A 17,385-nucleotide genomic window follows, 5' to 3' on the forward strand; every position below is an offset into this window, starting at 1 on the left:
TTTACATGCTTAAGAACTACTTCAAAATTGCATTTCGGAACCTAGTCAAAAGAAAAGTCACCACTTTTGTAAACCTTGTTGGCCTGGGCATCGGCATTACGCTTACAATTCTCCTTATTCTCTACGCTAACTACGAACTGGAGTACGACACTTTCCATAAATCACCAGAAAATACTTATCGGCTTTTAAGAACCGAAGACCTCGGAGACAATAGTCAAATTGTGGCCAAGACAAATCCAAGAATTATGCTTTCTGTAAAGGAGGAGTTTTCTGAGATTGTAAATACCACGCTCATTTTTAAGCATTGGGATATTCCGTTACTCGGTGATGTTGATAATGGTTTCTATGAGGAAGATTTCATTTTTGCAGACTCGTCCTTTTTCGATGTCTTCGGGTACGAATTAATAATGGGTGATGTAGAAACCGCCTTGGTTGAACCAAACTCAATCATTCTGACGGAAACTATGGCCGAAAAGTACTTTGGTGCAGAAAACCCAATTGGTCGAACCATCAGATACCAGCTCCAATATAGTTTAAAGGTTACTGGTGTGGTAAAAGATAAAGGTAAGATTGGCTCGCATTTCGACTTTGACTTTTTGGCCTCTATGCCGACTTTACGGCAGGTGATGAACTATAGCATACTCAGCGGTAGCTACAATGGTTTCTACAGTTATATACAACTCCTACCCGGTACGGATATCAATACATTTAACCAGAAATATCAGCTTTGGCTTGCAGATCGATTCCCTGATGAAAGAATAGACTTTCAACCACTCCTAGATATCCATTTACATTCATCCGCAATTTCTGAAATAGAACCCCAAAGCGATATCCTTTTTGTTCGGGTCGTATTGATTATTGCGATCGTCGTGATCATTTTAGCCACTATAAACTATATAAACTCTGCTGTTTCAACCTCTATTGAGCGATTAAAGGAAATGGGAGTCAGGATGGTTTCGGGAGCTTTTGGCCCTCAAATACACCTGCAGTTTATCTTTGAATCTATTCTTACAATCGGTATTGCCATTATTGCGGCCTTTTTCGCACTGTATTTTCTTATTCGGCCTTTCAACGAATTACTCGAAACCAACTTGGTCTTGGACCCATTCAGTCAATGGGATGTTTGGCTAATAATTGCAGGACTTATCCTTACCACTGCCATTATTTCTGGAATTGCGCCTGCAGTCGTTATTCTTAGAATGAAACTTACCGATGTATTGCTCAATGTAGTTACGATCGGCAAAATTGGGTACCTAAGAAAAGGACTCATGGTGTTTCAATTCGTAATCTCCGTTATCCTGATCGTCGGTGCCTTTACCATTAACAGGCAAGCAGCTTATGTAAAAACAAAAGACCTTGGCTTTGATCGTGAAGGCGTAATGGTGATCCCTATCCGCGATATGGGAATTCATACTCGTTTCGAAAGTTTTAAAGACAAAGCACTTTCAGTAGCTGGTGTAACCTCAGTTTCTAGGGGGAATTCAATTCCAGGAAGACCGTATGGTTCCGAGTATTACAGACCCGATCCTGCGAGTCCTGACTCCATATTGATGAATATTGCCGAAATAGGTGATGATTACTTTGAAACACTTGGCATTAGACTCTTAACGGGAATTGAATTTGAGTTTTTGAAAAGTACCGATATCAAGCCGATAGTTGTCAATCAAACCGTTATTTCAGCCTTTGAGCTAGACAACCCAACTGACGCGCTGGGAAGAAACATCTTTAATATGGGTAAAAAGTATACGATCGTTGGCGTGGTTCAGGACTTTAATTACGAAACACTTCACAACCGTATTCAACCACTCGTTATTCACCCAGGAGAAGCTATGGAAGATTTTATGGTTGTTCGCTACGCAGGATCAATCGCCGAAAATGTTTCTAGTCGGATAGCCGATTATTGGTATCTAAACTCTTATGAACAGCCATTTCGACAATCCAGCCTTACAGAAGATATGGCCACCTTATATAAGGGAGAAAAAGTCTGGGGCGATATTGGAAATATTTCTATGCTGGCCTCCATCGTGATCGGTGCACTGGGCGTTTTTGGCCTTGTTTCATTGGTAGTTCAAAAAAGGTTCAAGGAAATGGGGCTGAGAAAAGTATTTGGTGCCTCACACCAAAATATTATCGGCATTATCTACAGTGAATTCTTTTCTATTCTTGGCCTGACTTTACTGGTGTCAGTACCCAGTGGATATTACCTCTCGCAGTTATGGTTGCAAGATTTTGCCTACCGAATCAATGTACCCGTAGATGCCTTCGTTTTTGCCTTGGCCCTACTTGCTTCTGTGACTTGCCTAGCAGTTTTATTCCATACTTTACGGGCACTTTCTAAAAACCCGATCAATGCTTTGAGCGATTAAAGTAGGGTTTAAATCAATCCAAGCGTACTATTTACGTCAGAGGTATAAGTCACTAATTTTCTTTTTGAATTTTTAAGTTTTTTTAGCCTAATGCCTTGGATAATGCAATCGATTGCATAATTTTGCGTCAGACGAAACGAAAGAATAAGACTGACAGTTTTTTAAACGTTAGATTTTCAAAGTAATAAAGTAATGGAGGAGTTAAAGACAGCTCGTGTATCGAATGAATCTGCTAAAGAGGTTAAAACGCATTCGAGCATTGGCAGCAATTCACACGGTTCCCGGAATTTCAATCACCAGCGCGTTTCAGTGAGAGATATTATAGAGAACCATTACCGTAAAGGTAAGTAGGAGAACGCCCCGCAAGGGGCGTTTTTTTTTGCTCTCCACATTATGTGTGCTTAATGGTGTCTCTTCGCGCTGACAAGACCAGTATTCTCTTTCCAGGTTTTTCCATTATCCCATGACCAATGGGCACTCCATTCGAAACTATCTTCGGTCTTTGTTTTAAATACTATCTTCTGTAAGATCATATTTCCATTCATATCAGTGGTTTCCATTTGCCCTTCCAAATGTCCTACACCAACAAATTTTGCTGTCATTAACCATGTAGCGGATCTTGGTTGATTTATTGGAATGTAAGTCATATGCCATTCCTTATTAACCACATCATATCCTCTGATCGCTGGCCCGTTAGTAGTTCCTGCATAAGAAAGCGGTGTACCAAGAAAGTCATCTTCAACACCGTAGCCATCATAACCGTAAGCGATAGTCCAGTCTCCTGTAAAAGCTGATTTATTCACGCCTGCTGTGTCCAACCACCAACTTGCATTGGCATCCCACCGCCCTAAGAAAGGAACCCAGTCTAAATTCTCCATTCTAGCCATTGGGTTTAAACCTGGGGGTAACCCATCGTACATTTCTCCAAACCTCACGCGGCTCTCCCAAAACTTGTTAGCACGGGTCAGAACTGCTTCTTGATCCCCAGCCTCGAATATTTGTTTAAAGTCTTGCCTAGGACTCTTCGCAAAAAAGTAGAGCTTACCATTTATTATTTTGAAATTCTGAGGATCGGATTTAAGCCGAGTAGGCGGAAAACCACCTGCCTCATCTATACCCATGATGTACGTACACCAACCACCGAATGCTGGCAAGTATTTTTCAGGGTCTTTTTCGAAAACAGCTTGATTAGCTTCAGTCGTAAATTGATAAACAACCTCCTTATATATAGACTGAAAGGATTTAGAACCAGCGACCGCCTTGTCATCCGAATGGTAGGCAACTACATCATTTCCAGACGCGGCTAGATTATTTTCATCGATATTATAATACCAACGAGGACCTGATTGTGCATTCAACAACATTGTTGAAGCGTAAAATACGAACAGAAGTATGATTGAAGATTTAAGAATTCGTTTCATCAGTTTTTTCGTCAATTATACTGATGTCAATTCCTAAAAAAGGCCTTCAGGCGAGCCTATGGGTAAACTATGATCATTATTTACTTAATAAAGCGTTTGTCGCCCCCATATTCGAGGCAAAATATTGACTGGGTGTTTGACCCTTTGACTTCTTAAATGCCTTATTAAAATTTGCCTTAGTATTAAATCCAACTTCTGTGGCAATTCCAATGAATGTAAGGTGACCAAAGTCATCGCTTTCTACGCGTCTTATAAATTCGTTGATCCGATATTCATTTACCCACTCTGCGAAACCTTTGTTAAAGGCTCTGTTAATCACTTCACTCAATTGAGTTTTGTTGAGGTTTACTTCTTTACCCAATTTCTCAAGGGTCAGAGTAGAGTCTAAAAAGAACGCTTCTTCTTTCATGGCGCTTTCCAGTTTATACGACCATTTATTTAACTCAACATCGGTAAGACTAGACTTTGAATATTTTGTTTCCAATAGCGGCTTACTAAAAACTGTGGTGCTGGTAAGGGCTTGGTAAGATATTGCTATCGCGCCTGATGACAGTAAGAGAAAAGCTATCTGATAACCGTAATTCGTTATCCAATAATATTCTGGCCAAAACGTAGCAACTAAAAATGTAGCTAACCAGCAGAAAATTATAATGGCATTAAACACCAAAACGGTTTTTAAAATACCATATGAATCCTTTTTCGCGCTCCTGTTCATCCATGCTTTAAATGCAAAAACCAAGTAGGCGACGCTACTTAATATACTCACTACATAGAAGAGCGTGTAAAAAGAATTATTCACTCCACTTCCTTCCAATTCTATAACCTCTGCTGCAGTGAAAGGAAGTACTTTTAAACTATAGCGGATTAAAAATAATACAGCAGGTAAAAAATGGAGCCAATAATACCTGTGATCGATTCTGAGCTTTAAAGCAGACCTGACAAATCCATAGAAAATCGGTCCAAATAATAGAATGGTAACGTCGCTCAATAATAACCATTTGACCCATTCCGAATAGAATGCGGGGGAGTACCCTAATCGCAATACTAAGCCAACGGAAATAAGCAAAAGCAACGATAGCAAGAAACCGTGTTCCCTTCTATACTTCTTGATCAGTACAATACTCAAGAGCAAAGACTGTGTTAAGCCAATAAGGAGCGTTATAGAAAACCAGTTCAATTTCAGGTGTCTTTTATCCTCCTACACAGTTTTCCTTTCGGTTGGTGTCCACTAGGTGAAAAACCTTCCACCCTTGCTCGGTTCTGAAAAGTTGAAAAATATTAACTCCACAATGAGAGAACTTCTCGCCAAGATAGAACTTAAAGGGAACCCAAGCCGATGCCATATCACCATCAATTTGAATCGGCCCAAACACAATGCGTTCATCCCAGACTAGGTCATGCGGTGTTCCTACTGCTTTTAAGAAATTCTTAAAGTCATTGTTGACGACTCGAGAACCATTTGGGGATACTTTCTGAACTCTTTGAAAAATGACTTTATCGGTAAAAACAGAATGCACCATTGCGCTATCTCCCGCCCGCATGCCGTCGAACATGGTCATAATGGCCTTTTTGATATCGGCTGCATCGTCTTGAGCTTGTGCCTTAAAACTAAAAAAGAAGAGCCCAATTAGGGCTCCGATTAAGATTCTATTCTTCATGATCAAAGCTTTATACACTCAAAGCTAAAATTAATCAGATAACTATTCTTGTCTATTCTGGCTATTTATCTAGCTCGACGAACTTGACCACCAGTATTTGAACGCACATCTGCGCGAGGTCTTCCTCTATAACTTACTGTTCCGCCTGTATTAGCATTAGCCCTCAAACGGTCAGTTGCATTTACTCTTACGTCTGCTCCCGTGTTAGCCTTAGCATACACTTCTTCAGCTTCTACATCATAAGCGTAAATTGTTCCACCGGTCGATGCTTTGGCTTCTACTTCTTGTGCCTCTCCTGTGATTTCTACTCTTCCAGAAGTACTCGCACTAATATTCAAGTAAGTCACTTCTGCTTTAACCTCCACGCTGCCCGAAGTACTGGTTTGAATCGTCAATTCTTTCCCTTTAATCATATCTTCAAATATGACCTCAGCACTAGTAGATGCTGCAATTTCCTCTATCTCTTCAGTGTAAGTAAGATATGCCTTGATGATACGGCGGTTATTTCTTCTAGAATAACTATTTCGTCTCAGTTGAACTATCAAACGATCGCCGCGCACTTCTGTAATAACACGGTCGAGATCAATTCTATCTACATCGAGTTCGATGCTATTGGTATTTCCTTTTTTGGCAATTAGCTCAATGCCTTCCGTTACTTTTATTTCTGTAAACCTCCTGAGGTCCCGAGTTTCTTTGTCTTGGGCAAAGCCGAGCGTCGCTATAAAAAATAAGATTAGTGTGATTTGAGTTTTGAAGTTGTTTTTCATATCCATGACCTTTTAATATTACCAATAGACATCAAATTTTTCGATTGGGTTGCATCAACAAAAAAAGACCGCCATTGAATGACGGTCTTTCTAAAGATTATTTTTTTAATTCTAAGCTGCTAAAGCTCCAATATTCGGAATTGTAATTAAGCTACGGCTATAAAGAATCGTTCCTTCCTCTTTCAACTCATTAATCAACGTGGTAACCGTTTGTCTGGAAGAACTTATTAGACTAGCAATCTCATTGTGAGTCAGGTAATTTTTAATCACCAAACCATCATCGGCAGGTTTACCTTCTTTGTGTGCCCAGTCCACTAGGAAACTCTTCAATCTTGCTTTTACATCCTTAAATACAAGGTTAGCATATCGATGCTCTAATTTTCTAAGCTTCTCTCCCATTTTTTTAGAGAAAGAAAGGGCAAGACTTGGATGTTTTTCCATCAGCTTTTCAAATTCTTCCATCGTAAACGTGCAAAGGATAACTTCGCTAGAGAGAATTTCAGCAAATTCTTGGCTCGGTAGCATTGATGTGATTGGAATTTCTCCAAAAAGATCGCCCGTAAGGATAATGTCTTTGATCATTTCATTTCCAAGTCCATCTACTTCACTAATCTTAATCTTTCCGTTGATCAGGAAGTAAAGTCTCTTAGACTCATCATTCGCAAAATGAATCGTTTGACTCTTTTTCATTCTCACAAAACGTGAGATTGAACATAAATCGTGAATTTGTTCTTTACTGAGGTTGGCAAAGAGATCATAGTTTCTCAAGTACCAGTATTTTATTTCTTTCTGCATGAATCATAAGTTTATTACCAATTGAATCAGTGCCATGGCGATTAATATTCCGCCTAACACCTTATTATAGTTTTTCGTCAACTTTTTGAAGATGAAATCCCGATTCCTGGTAGTAAGCTCGGCGACAAGCCACTGCAGTAGAAATGCGCCAAGTGCCGTTCCAACAACGAAAGCCACTTGAGCAGGTATTGTATTATTTTCTAAAATAGAATTGCTTCTAAGAAACGTAATGATGAAAAGCCAATAAGGATAAAGTTGTGGGTTGAGCAATCCGAAAGTGGCGCCTAACCAGAGTTCTTTTCCTTGTTTGTCTAATTTACTATTCTGTTTTGTTGAGGCCTTTTGTCGAAACAAATAGACCCCGAAAATAAGCAGGATTCCAACTGTCAAATACTTGAGATAGTCGTCGAGTCCTTCGTACTGTGAAATAAAATTTGAACTGCCAATGGCTAATCCACAATACAATAACTCGGGTAAACTACCACCAAGACCAAAAATGATGGCTGCTTTCTTATTCTTATGAAGTGCCGTATGGATAGTCCCCATATTTACCGGCCCTAATTGCAATGATGCCACAAAACTGATGACTGTAGCGACTGTTAGCGCTTCAATTACTGTCCAAATCATTTGGCAGAAGCGGTTTTAGTAGCACTTAACTCATTTTGTGATATTTCATCTGATGAAAAATGAGTTCTTAGCAGTCTGAACATTTCCCAAAAAGGCGTGACTTTGGCCCCTTGCTTCATATTTTCGATGCTCACTAAACATGAAGTTTTCATGCTTAGCATCGTGTCTTTGTAAGCGCGAAACAAGTTGAATTTTGGATCGTAGATATGACCAGGCTCTGAAGTAACTCCATTGAGCTCTAGAATTTTAATATTCTGTCCTTCATATAGGTCTTCTATAGAACTTACTTTTAAGTCAAACCTGCCAAAATTAAAGCCATCCACATCAGCCGATATTTGATCGAATACTTTGACCAATTTATCATTGATCAAATGCTGACCACTTAGAAATTTTGTGCCTAAACAATGGTTACCAATCGGTTGTAAATTTTTATAAACACCATTGGGTAAAACATCATCTAAATGACTTCCAAATTTCTCTTCCAGAGCGGGCATCTGAAGTTTAGCGCGTTCACTTTTTTGTAATAAAGCTCTAATACTTGTGGTGCCATCCCCTGTTACACCCAAAAATTCTTTTTGTACAATTGAGGTAATATTGCTTGTATTACTGATCGGCAACTTATGATACAGTACACCGAGCTCAACATCAAAATCAACGAATTCTTGGACGATAAAGTCCTGATGGTTTTGGGTAATGTAATGTTCAAGGTCTTGTTGGCTATCCAACTTTTCCACTTCTGATCCACGTTCACCAACATCGGGTTTGATAATCATTGGAAAGGTCAATCCAGCTTTTTCAATTCCATCTACAACTTCCGTCAAGCCAGTGTTGGCCTTAAAGAAAAGAGTAGTTGGTTTATATTTCGGATTAATCTTTTCTAAGATGTCTATTTTGGATTCTCCAAAAACACCTCCATGAATGATTCCAGGATTTGCAGCAGTAAAGTAGGTCAATGATTTTGCCCTAATCGCTAAATAAATCCAGTAAGGCACTAATGGCATAAAAAAGAGCCAAAAGGGCCAGTATTCATAGTAGATTATCTTAACCAGAAAAAGTGGTAATCTATGTCTCATAAACAAAATCGAAAGATAATCAACGCCTGAACATAAACTTAGTTTTGTCAAGAATAAGTGTTAACCAACACTTTGTCACTCTGCCGTCTACAGAAGCGTCTTCTTCATGACAACTAGCATGCCAATACGAAATTTAACCATTTAACTAATTGATATTCATACCATTATGAAATATAATCAAGCAATTTGTTTGTAATTTAATTACTATATATCGTGATTTTCCTAATTATTCAGGAATTGTGATATTTGACCTAACCATTGCTTATTAGATTAATTGGACTACTTTTTGATCACAAAACTCTGAACCTTATTTTTTTCACGAAATATCAGGAATTAACATGAAAACAACATTCTTCACTTTTTGCCTAATCGTATTCTTCGTACACAGCGGTTTTTCCCAAACCGAAGAAGAAAAAGTAAATCAATCGGTCATCATTACACTCATGGATAAATCAGAAATAACTGGTGAACTCATCAGCGAAAATGACCAAGAAATTGTAATTGAAAGCAACAGCCTTGGGCTACTCACTTTTCAAAGAGCTGAAATCAGAAAAATCATCTACCTCAATGCAGATGGAAAGCTGCCAAACCCTAATCCAACTAGGTATTTTATTGGCCAATCTGCTTACAATTTAGAAAAGGGTGAAGGTTATTATCAAAACATCTATGGCTTGGTCAACCTGGTCAGTTTCGGCATTACAGATCGATTTAGCGTCTTAGCAGGTACAGAGATCATTTCTTTATTTAATGGAGCACCAATCTTATTAACCAACTTGAAATATGGCTTTCCCATCGCTAAAAATCTTCGCGCAGCGGCATCATTTACCTATATAACATCAGGTGGCGAGTTCGCGGGAGACCTAAACCTTGGGTCATTAAACGCACTTTTGACTTACGGAAATACAGAACACAACGTAACACTCGGAACTGGTTATGCACTTGCCAATGGAGAAATTAACAATACAAGCATACTCACCATTGGCGGAATGACAAGACTAACTAATCGGCTGGCATTCGTTTCAGAAAACTATGTTTTAATGGGCGAAAACGACGCGTTGCTCTCGGGAGGAGTACGGTACATTGCCAAGAAACTAACAGTGGACCTGCTTATTTTCCAAGGTGGATTTCCAGCTATTGATATTGTCCTAAAATTCTAGCCGGAGATACCTCTCTTAATTTGTAATCGCTTCATACGAGATTCAAGGGTTGTAGGCTTCATACCCAGTATTTTGGCTGCACCCTTTTCTCCACTTACCCGCCATGCCGTCTTTTGGAGCACACTGATAATATATTTCCGCTCGAATTCGTGTAACGTATCAAAATCACTGGTAATTGTCTGTGATTCTGTGCGCGGAATCCAATCGCCGAGTTCTAAAGCCCGACCACTACTTAATATCACAGAGCGTTCGATTACATTTTCCAATTCTCTGATATTTCCTGGCCAGTGATAACCTTGCAAGGAATTAATCACTCGCTTAGGGATAGAAACTATCTTCTTACCAATTTTTGCAGAAAAGCGATTTACAAAATGTCTTGTAAGTAATGGAATATCTTCCTTTCGTTCTCTTAAAGGCATACTATATAACGGAAAGACATTTAACCTGTAGAAAAGATCTGCCCGAAAACTACCCTCTTCAACCTCTTTTTGTAAATCACGATTGGTGGCCGCAATCACGCGGACATCTACCTTGATTGTGTTAGTACTTCCAAGCCGATCAAATTCGCCCTCTTGTAGCGCACGCAATAACTTTGACTGTAGCTCCAAGGGAAGTTCACCGATTTCATCTAAAAAGAGCGTGCCACCATCAGCCAATTCAAACCGACCTATTTTCTTGGCAATCGCCCCGGTAAAAGCACCTTTTTCATGTCCGAATAACTCACTTTCAATCAGATTAGCAGGTAGCACCGCACAATTCACCTTTACCAGTGGCCGATCACTTCGTTTACTGATATTATGTATCGCACGAGCGAGCAATTCTTTACCAGTACCCGATTCTCCCAAAATAAGTACCGTCGCATCAGTAGTCGCCACCTGCTCTGACGATGAAAGTACCGACCTGAACTTGGCACTCTGTGTAATGATCTCTTGGAAGTTGTGCTCGAATTTTATTTCCTCTTGTAAATAGGTATTCTCCGCTTCCAGCCGATCTTTTAGACTTTCGACTTCTTTTGCGGCTTCAATCAATTTTTGATTGGCAATTTTTCTTTCAATTTCTACCGCAGCACGGTCTGAAAACAGCTTTAATATTTCTATTTCCTCATCAGACAACATCAACTTCGCGTCATGAAATATCCCGATATGACCAATACAATCATTTTCTGATGAGAGTATCGGCACCCCAAAATATCCTTCAACGCCATCTTCCCTTTGAAACTTTTTATTGACATCCGTTTCAATTAACCAGGCATCAGAGTTATCCACTACAAATTGGCATGGCGTACCGACCGTATCGTATTCAATATTTTCCTGAAGCCTGCCCTCTTTATAATAAGCGAGCGTTCTTAGCCGTGCCTTAGAACTGTCTGTGCATTCAGTTACAATGGTCATTTGCACCTCAAGCGATCGGCTAATGTTTTCCACCAAGGCTACAAAAAAGTCTCCTCCTAGGGTATCGGAAGTAGTTTCAGAAACAGACCTTAGTAGTCTCTCTTTTCGTTTTCTCTCCGTGATATCTAAAATAAAACTGACATTGTAGGCCTTGCCTTCAAATTCTAAATGGTTCACAAATATTTCGACTGGTATTTCGGTACCATCCTTCCGTAAATGTGTTGATTCAAGTCGTACTTTCTTTTCCTTTTTCGATCGTTCCCAAAGCTCGGCAAAGGATTTACTATCGAAGTTTGGGTTAATGTCAGTAATATTTAAGGCTTTGAACTCTTTGGCAGAATAGCCATACAAAACCTGAGCTGTTTCATTCGCAAACTGAAGTCTACCCGACTCATCCATCCAAAAAATAGAGGCAAGCGCTCGTTCTACTGTAAACTCAGAGAGTTTGGTGTAGTCTATAGACGGTTCCAAGTCTTTCATAATTCACGAAATATCGTAATATTATAGGAGAAATTGGATGTCAAAGAATTGTTTATGAAATGTCAGGGAGGCGCGCTTCTCTTGCATCCGAAAAATTTTTATCCCGTAAGAACCCTGAAACCAAAAGTTTAATCATGCGACGTTCGCTTACACTTTCAATACTGAGCTTATCTTTTTTCATGGTGGCACTTTCTGCCAAGGCTCAAAATCAATCTTACGACACAAAGCACTATAACCTGAAAAAAGGTTTGGCCATTCAAGGTTATGACCCAGTAGCATACTTTACAGAAAACAAGGCCGTGGAAGGTGATGAGAAGATTTCTGTCAAAATTAATGGCGTTACTTATTATTTCTCATCGGAAGCCAACAAGCAGTTATTCGTTAAGTCGCCAAGTAAATATGAACCCGAATATGGAGGGTATTGTGCTTATGCAATGGCCACTGGTGATAAAGTGAGGATCGATCCTGAAACTTTCAAAATCGTCGATAACAAACTCTATCTTTTCTATAATTTTCGTTTTACCAATACACTAAAATCTTGGAACAAGGACGAGTCTAATTTATTGCCAAAAGCAGAGCGTGAATGGGGTAAAATTATTGGTGGCAAATGATTTGAACACCTCCACCGCAAAATCTTAAATTATTATTACTTACATTTGGCCTTATTATCTGTTAAAAAACAACACTAGATGCAATTAAAGGAGGTTTCGGCTCGAATTTTAGATCAGATAATTCAGGTCACCAAACAGTTAGAAGATCAAGCGTTTAGACAGCCTCTAAAAGTTTTATCTGACAACACCATTGGAAAGCATGTTAGACACATCATTGAATTTTACGATTTAATGATTCTAGGCATCAATTCAGGTGAAGTGAATTACGATCAAAGAAGCCACGACAGGGTCATCGAAGAAAATCGCCTTCTTGCGATCGAAAAGATGAACTCTCTGAAAATTGAAATTGAAAAGATCTCTGGTGACAGCACGCTGACGCTTAAGGCAAATTATAATGCCGATAAAGATGATCCTTTCAGAATTGTTACTTCCTACTACAGAGAGTTGCAATACAACATAGAGCATGCTATCCACCACATGGCCATCATTAAAATCGCCATTAAGAGTGAATTCCCAAGTGTAGAAATTCCTGACGGTTTTGGCATCGCATATTCCACCATCAAATACGAGAAGGATAAAACATGTGCACGGTAACTTTTTTACCCAAGGGTAAAACTGGTTATGTACTAACTTCTAATCGAGACGAAACGCCAAAACGAGCTGCTTTGGCACCTCAGGGCTACTCGATAGGCAATACCACTGTCTACTTTCCAAAAGACCCATTAGCAGGAGGCACTTGGATAGCCACAGATAAGAAAAGGTTTACGCTCTGCCTACTCAATGGCGGTTTCGAAAAACACAAACACCAACCTCCTTACAGGCTTAGCAGAGGACAAATGGTGCTTCAGTTTTTTGAAACGAACAATTTAGAGTCATTTCAAAGCCAGTTTGAATTTGAAGGTATGGAACCCTTCACATTGGTGATTGTTGAATCTAAACAGGACGCATGCAAACTAGATCAGCTGGTTTGGGATGGCCACCAATTACATGCAAAGTCGTTGGACCAAAATCAGAATCATATCTGGTCATCTAGCACGCTTTATCCCGAGCCAGTCCGAGCCGAGCGTAGCTCATGGTTTTCGCTTTGGGTAGAGGAAAGAAAAGATTTTCTACAGGACGAAATTATGCTTTTTCATAAGTCTGGAGGCAAAGGTGACGCATGGAACGACTTTGTAATGAATCGAGATGAAGTAGTGAAAACCGTTAGTATTACTTCAATAGAAAAGACAGATAATGATTTCAACCTTATTTATGAAGACCTCATAAAAGAAAAGGTGTCCTAAGACACCCTCTCCAATTCCATTTTTGATTTTATTCTTATAAGTCAAACTTAATTCCTTGGGCTAAAGGTAGTTCGGTAGTATAATTCAGGGTATTCGTTTGTCTTCTCATATAGGCTTTCCAAGCATCTGAACCTGACTCTCTACCACCCCCAGTTTCTTTCTCGCCACCAAAGGCTCCACCAATTTCGGCACCTGAAGTACCAATATTAACGTTGGCAATTCCACAATCAGAACCAGAAGCAGAAAGGAAATAATGTGCTTCCTGTACACTGTTAGTCATAATAGCCGACGATAGGCCTTGTGCCACGCCGTTTTGCAAGTCTATCGCATTTTGCACATCTCCTTCGTATTTCAGCAAATATAAAATCGGGGCAAAGGTTTCGGCCTGAACAATCTCAAACTCGTTGTTCGCTTCTACTATACAAGGTTTTACATAGCAGCCGCTCTCATATCCTTCACCTTCTAAAACGCCACCTTCAACGATAACATTACCACCTTCTGTTTTCACCTTACCAATAGCAGCAAGATAGCTATTCACAGCATCCTTATCGATAAGCGGACCTACATGGTTATTTTCATCCAACGGATTTCCAATACGCAATTGACCATAAGCATCAACTAAGGCTTGCTTTACTTTATCATAAATAGATTCGTGAATAATCAGTCTTCTTGTAGAAGTACATCGCTGGCCAGCAGTCCCAACTGCTCCAAAGACACTTCCAATAACCGTCATGCGTAAGTCTGCCTCAGGCGAAATAATAATCGCGTTGTTACCACCCAGTTCTAGGATTGATTTACCCAAACGCTCGGCCACAGCTTTACCCACAATCTTACCCATTCTGATAGATCCCGTGGCAGAAACCAATGGCACTCGACCATCTGCGGTCATCATTTCTCCTACTGTATAATCTCCATTAATCATGCATGATATTCCTTCTGGTAGATTATTGTCTTTCAATACCTCAGCAATAATATTTTGACAAGCCACACCACATAAAGGTGTCTTTTCTGAAGGTTTCCAAATACAAACATCACCGCAAATCCATGCTATAGCTGTATTCCAAGCCCAAACGGCCACTGGGAAATTGAAAGCAGAGATAATCCCTACAATTCCGAGTGGATGCCACTGCTCCTGCATATGGTGTCCGGGACGTTCTGATTTTATCGTCAAACCGTGCAATTGACGGGACAATCCAACAGCAAAGTCGCAGATATCAATCATCTCCTGTACCTCACCAAGACCTTCTTGAAACGACTTGCCCATTTCATATGACACTAGCTTACCCAATGCATCCTTATTTGCTCTTAACTTCTCTCCAAACTGGCGAACAATCTCTCCGCGGTGGGGGGCTGGCATATCTCGCCACATTTTAAATGCACCTTGAGCCGTTGTCACAACTTGCTCATATTCTGCCGCAGTAGTAGCCGTAACTGATCCAATCAAGTGACCATCTACAGGAGAATATGATGAAATCTCCGTTCCAGACCCTAATGTTTCCAGGCCAGTCGAAGTCCCATGATTACTTGATTTAACACCTAATTTGTTAAGTGCATCAGCCATGCCGAAGTCTTGCTGAATTTCCATTTTCTATTCGTTTTAATTTCCACCTCATAGTTACGGCTATTTTAGATGGAGTGCAAAAGCGGCAATCAGATTTATACCTTGAGATGAACCCATAAAAAAACCTCACAAGGTGAGGTTCAATTTCTTAGGAATTATGGCAAGTCTTACCAATCAATTTTAAAGTACTCCTTCTCCCCTTCGGGATATTTACCCATGACGTAAAAATCTCTCTTTTTACTATCTAATAGGCTCTGGAACTGCTCTAAATCAGTGATATCCCGATCGCCAACTTTAGTAATTACAAAATTCTCTTTGAGACCAGCTTTTTTCCAAGCGCCATCTCCAAGTTCTAACAGTTGAACACCTCCTTCAACTCTCAGCGCATATTTTAATCGGTCAGACAAGCCTGCAAAAGTGGCTCCTTCTACCTTATAAGTAAACTTAATTTCTTCAGGATCTCTTGTGATCAATTCAATCTTTTCTTTGAGCGTAAGGTTTGCCTCTTTTTTAAGTCCATCTCTTTTGAATTGAACCAAAATCTCATCACCAGGTCTTTTTCTAGCCACAAATTCTTGCAACTCACTCGTTGTTCTTATTGGTCGTTCATCAATCCCTACGATCACATCATTATCCTTAATCCCCGCTTTGTCAGCAGCACCTCCAGGACTTACACCCCTGATCAAAACACCCGATAATTCCGTCGTTCCGCGACCATCGGCATCCATAATTTGGACACCAAGCAAACCTCTTTTCACCTCGCCAAACTCTAAAAGGTCGTCCATTACTTTTTTGACTAAAATGGAAGGTACGGCGAATGAATATCCGCTAAAAGTACCCGTGTTCGTAGCAATGGCCGTGTTGATACCAATCAGTCCTCCATCTAGATTGACCAAAGCACCTCCACTATTACCACGGTTAACAACGGCATCCGTTTGGATGAAAGATTCAATTCCATATTGATTTCTCTGCCCGCTGATCAGGTTGATATTTCGGGCCTTAGCGCTGACAATTCCAGCAGTAACTGTATTATTTAAATCGAATGGGTTTCCGACGGCCAACACCCACTCACCAATTTCAACTTGGTCGGAATCACCGAATTCTACAAAGTCTAGATCACCTGCTGCCTTAATTTTAATGAGTGCTAGATCAGTATCTTCATCTACTCCTATCAACTCTGCCTCAATTCTTCTATTATCGTCAAGTCTTACTTCCAACTCATCAGCATCTTCTACCACGTGATAATTTGTAGCGATATATCCATCAGGTGAAATAATTACCCCTGAACCAGTAGATTGTCTCACACGACCTCTTCTTCCCAATAACTTAGACCATGATCTTGAACCACTAGAAGGTTTTGATGTATTTGTAATGTGAACTACTGCGGGAACAGCAGCACGAGATGCCTTGATAAAATTAATCCCTTCTGGTACTATGTAGTCTTTGGGAGACTCGTCAATTTTATTAAAAGAGGTGGTAACGGTAGAACTTAGCCCAGCATTGTTATTTATGCCCATTTGGCCATCAGTCATAACGTTCATTCCAATAAGAACGACCAATCCGCCAAGACAGGAAGAAGCCAGCAAAGCCAGGAAGAATTGTTTTTTACTTATCATAGCAGAAGTGTTAACGTTGGAATTCTAACGCTCAATAAAGCTGTGGTGTTCTAATATATTTAAAATATGGTCTGATTTAACGGGATTTAACAAAAAAATAGGGCTACCATCTCTGGTAGCCCCTTAATCAACCTCAACAACACTAACCTACTTCACGGTTATCTTCGAAACTATTCTTTTACTTTCATCTTTCGGCACAACTACATTTAGAATGCCATTGTTATAAGATGCTTCAATTTTTGATTCTTCTACGCTATCTGGTAATTGAAAAGACTTTTTAAAAGTTCCATACTGTGTTTGAACAGCATAAAAATTTCTCTCTTTATCTTCTTTCACGAATTTCCTTTCCCCACTGATAGTCAGAAGACCATCCCTTAAATCGATGTTAATATCTTTCTTATCTAAGCCCGGTACTGCCAATTGAATCTCAAAAGCCTTGTCGGACTCGGCTATATCTACACGAGGTGTAAAAGATGCCGTCGTTTGGTCAGTTGACTCATTTAAGAAACGATCGAAAAACCGATCTATTGTCAATGGTGATGTCCAGTCTGAATTTCTACGTACTAAGTTCATGTCTTT

16 protein-coding genes are annotated in these 17,385 nt (G+C 39.8%); 5 read left to right on the forward strand and 11 right to left on the reverse strand.

What is annotated here, in order from left to right:
• The first annotated feature begins 5 nt into the window (after window positions 1-5).
• A complete protein-coding gene (locus BFP71_RS06495) occupies window positions 6-2,366 on the forward strand; it encodes an ABC transporter permease (protein WP_069834683.1) in 2,361 nt (786 codons plus the stop codon).
• Between the two features lie 401 nt (window positions 2,367-2,767).
• On the opposite strand, the gene BFP71_RS06500 is transcribed toward BFP71_RS06495, so the two are convergent.
• The 7 genes from BFP71_RS06500 to BFP71_RS06530 all read right to left on the reverse strand — a co-directional run bounded on the left by BFP71_RS06500 (window position 2,768) and on the right by BFP71_RS06530 (window position 8,707).
• Window positions 2,768-3,787, reverse strand: a complete 1,020-nt coding sequence (locus tag BFP71_RS06500) for a YHS domain-containing (seleno)protein (protein WP_141719701.1) — start codon at window positions 3,785-3,787, stop codon at window positions 2,768-2,770.
• Window positions 3,788-3,863: 76 nt separating this feature from the next.
• The gene (locus tag BFP71_RS06505) at window positions 3,864-4,964 is read right to left on the reverse strand and encodes a helix-turn-helix domain-containing protein (RefSeq protein ID WP_141719702.1); all 1,101 of its coding nucleotides are present in this window, start codon (window positions 4,962-4,964) and stop codon (window positions 3,864-3,866) included.
• 13 nt (window positions 4,965-4,977) lie between these two features.
• Window positions 4,978-5,445 carry a Cif family virulence factor gene (locus tag BFP71_RS06510; RefSeq protein ID WP_069834686.1) on the reverse strand — a complete coding sequence of 156 codons (468 nt, stop codon included), beginning with the start codon at window positions 5,443-5,445 and terminating at the stop codon, window positions 4,978-4,980.
• Window positions 5,446-5,510: 65 nt separating this feature from the next.
• A complete protein-coding gene (locus tag BFP71_RS06515) occupies window positions 5,511-6,212 on the reverse strand; it encodes a head GIN domain-containing protein (RefSeq protein WP_176723330.1) in 702 nt (233 codons plus the stop codon).
• A gap of 111 nt (window positions 6,213-6,323) precedes the next feature.
• On the reverse strand, window positions 6,324-7,007 hold the full coding sequence (locus BFP71_RS06520) for a Crp/Fnr family transcriptional regulator (protein WP_069834688.1): 684 nt from the start codon (window positions 7,005-7,007) through the stop codon (window positions 6,324-6,326).
• Window positions 7,008-7,010: 3 nt separating this feature from the next.
• Window positions 7,011-7,634, reverse strand: a complete 624-nt coding sequence (locus tag BFP71_RS06525; protein WP_069834689.1) for a LysE family translocator — start codon at window positions 7,632-7,634, stop codon at window positions 7,011-7,013.
• Window positions 7,631-8,707 (reverse strand): ATP-grasp domain-containing protein, encoded by a 1,077-nt coding sequence (locus tag BFP71_RS06530; protein WP_088124919.1) that lies wholly within the window; start codon window positions 8,705-8,707, stop codon window positions 7,631-7,633. Before BFP71_RS06530 ends, BFP71_RS06525 begins: the two co-directional genes overlap by 4 nt.
• A 338-nt stretch (window positions 8,708-9,045) precedes the next feature.
• On the opposite strand from BFP71_RS06530, the gene BFP71_RS06535 reads away from it, so the two are divergent.
• The gene (locus tag BFP71_RS06535; protein WP_069834691.1) at window positions 9,046-9,864 is read left to right on the forward strand and encodes a hypothetical protein; all 819 of its coding nucleotides are present in this window, start codon (window positions 9,046-9,048) and stop codon (window positions 9,862-9,864) included.
• Here BFP71_RS06535 and BFP71_RS06540 read toward each other — a convergent pair.
• Window positions 9,861-11,735, reverse strand: a complete 1,875-nt coding sequence (locus tag BFP71_RS06540; protein WP_069834692.1) for a sigma-54 interaction domain-containing protein — start codon at window positions 11,733-11,735, stop codon at window positions 9,861-9,863. The two genes, BFP71_RS06535 and BFP71_RS06540, sit on opposite strands and share 4 nt — an antisense overlap.
• A gap of 134 nt (window positions 11,736-11,869) precedes the next feature.
• On the opposite strand from BFP71_RS06540, the gene BFP71_RS06545 reads away from it, so the two are divergent.
• The 3 genes from BFP71_RS06545 to BFP71_RS06555 all read left to right on the forward strand — a co-directional run bounded on the left by BFP71_RS06545 (window position 11,870) and on the right by BFP71_RS06555 (window position 13,629).
• A complete protein-coding gene (locus BFP71_RS06545; protein WP_069834890.1) occupies window positions 11,870-12,346 on the forward strand; it encodes a YHS domain-containing (seleno)protein in 477 nt (158 codons plus the stop codon).
• Window positions 12,347-12,424: 78 nt separating this feature from the next.
• A complete protein-coding gene (locus BFP71_RS06550) occupies window positions 12,425-12,940 on the forward strand; it encodes a hypothetical protein (RefSeq protein WP_069834693.1) in 516 nt (171 codons plus the stop codon).
• Window positions 12,928-13,629: an NRDE family protein gene (locus BFP71_RS06555; protein ID WP_069834694.1), complete on the forward strand. Its 702-nt coding sequence runs from the start codon at window positions 12,928-12,930 to the stop codon at window positions 13,627-13,629. Before BFP71_RS06550 ends, BFP71_RS06555 begins: the two co-directional genes overlap by 13 nt.
• A gap of 34 nt (window positions 13,630-13,663) precedes the next feature.
• Here the strand turns inward: BFP71_RS06555 and amaB are convergent, their stop codons facing one another.
• The 3 genes from amaB to BFP71_RS06570 form a co-directional block, all read right to left on the reverse strand.
• Complete coding sequence (gene amaB / locus BFP71_RS06560; RefSeq protein ID WP_069834695.1) at window positions 13,664-15,214, reverse strand: L-piperidine-6-carboxylate dehydrogenase; 1,551 nt, start codon at window positions 15,212-15,214, stop codon at window positions 13,664-13,666.
• Between the two features lie 143 nt (window positions 15,215-15,357).
• The gene (locus BFP71_RS06565; protein ID WP_245701824.1) at window positions 15,358-16,806 is read right to left on the reverse strand and encodes a trypsin-like peptidase domain-containing protein; all 1,449 of its coding nucleotides are present in this window, start codon (window positions 16,804-16,806) and stop codon (window positions 15,358-15,360) included.
• A 147-nt stretch (window positions 16,807-16,953) separates the two neighbouring features.
• On the reverse strand, window positions 16,954-17,379 hold the full coding sequence (locus tag BFP71_RS06570) for an Hsp20/alpha crystallin family protein (RefSeq protein WP_069834696.1): 426 nt from the start codon (window positions 17,377-17,379) through the stop codon (window positions 16,954-16,956).
• Window positions 17,380-17,385: the final 6 nt, after the last annotated feature.

Source organism: Roseivirga misakiensis (assembly GCF_001747105.1).
GTDB lineage: Bacteria > Bacteroidota > Bacteroidia > Cytophagales > Cyclobacteriaceae > Roseivirga > Roseivirga misakiensis.

Bases quoted from the DNA above. Each gene is read 5' to 3' on its own strand.
- BFP71_RS06495 (WP_069834683.1), top strand. From the start codon at position 6: ATGCTTAAGAACTACTTCAAAATTGCATTTCGGAACCTAGTCAAAAGA.
- BFP71_RS06500 (WP_141719701.1), bottom strand. From the start codon at position 3,787: ATGAAACGAATTCTTAAATCTTCAATCATACTTCTGTTCGTATTTTAC.
- BFP71_RS06510 (WP_069834686.1), bottom strand. From the start codon at position 5,445: ATGAAGAATAGAATCTTAATCGGAGCCCTAATTGGGCTCTTCTTTTTT.
- BFP71_RS06515 (WP_176723330.1), bottom strand. From the start codon at position 6,212: ATGAAAAACAACTTCAAAACTCAAATCACACTAATCTTATTTTTTATA.
- BFP71_RS06520 (WP_069834688.1), bottom strand. From the start codon at position 7,007: ATGCAGAAAGAAATAAAATACTGGTACTTGAGAAACTATGATCTCTTT.
- BFP71_RS06525 (WP_069834689.1), bottom strand. From the start codon at position 7,634: ATGATTTGGACAGTAATTGAAGCGCTAACAGTCGCTACAGTCATCAGT.
- BFP71_RS06530 (WP_088124919.1), bottom strand. From the start codon at position 8,707: ATGAGACATAGATTACCACTTTTTCTGGTTAAGATAATCTACTATGAA.
- BFP71_RS06535 (WP_069834691.1), top strand. From the start codon at position 9,046: ATGAAAACAACATTCTTCACTTTTTGCCTAATCGTATTCTTCGTACAC.
- BFP71_RS06540 (WP_069834692.1), bottom strand. From the start codon at position 11,735: ATGAAAGACTTGGAACCGTCTATAGACTACACCAAACTCTCTGAGTTT.
- BFP71_RS06545 (WP_069834890.1), top strand. From the start codon at position 11,870: ATGCGACGTTCGCTTACACTTTCAATACTGAGCTTATCTTTTTTCATG.
- BFP71_RS06550 (WP_069834693.1), top strand. From the start codon at position 12,425: ATGCAATTAAAGGAGGTTTCGGCTCGAATTTTAGATCAGATAATTCAG.
- BFP71_RS06555 (WP_069834694.1), top strand. From the start codon at position 12,928: ATGTGCACGGTAACTTTTTTACCCAAGGGTAAAACTGGTTATGTACTA.
- amaB (WP_069834695.1), bottom strand. From the start codon at position 15,214: ATGGAAATTCAGCAAGACTTCGGCATGGCTGATGCACTTAACAAATTA.
- BFP71_RS06565 (WP_245701824.1), bottom strand. From the start codon at position 16,806: ATGATAAGTAAAAAACAATTCTTCCTGGCTTTGCTGGCTTCTTCCTGT.
- BFP71_RS06570 (WP_069834696.1), bottom strand. From the start codon at position 17,379: ATGAACTTAGTACGTAGAAATTCAGACTGGACATCACCATTGACAATA.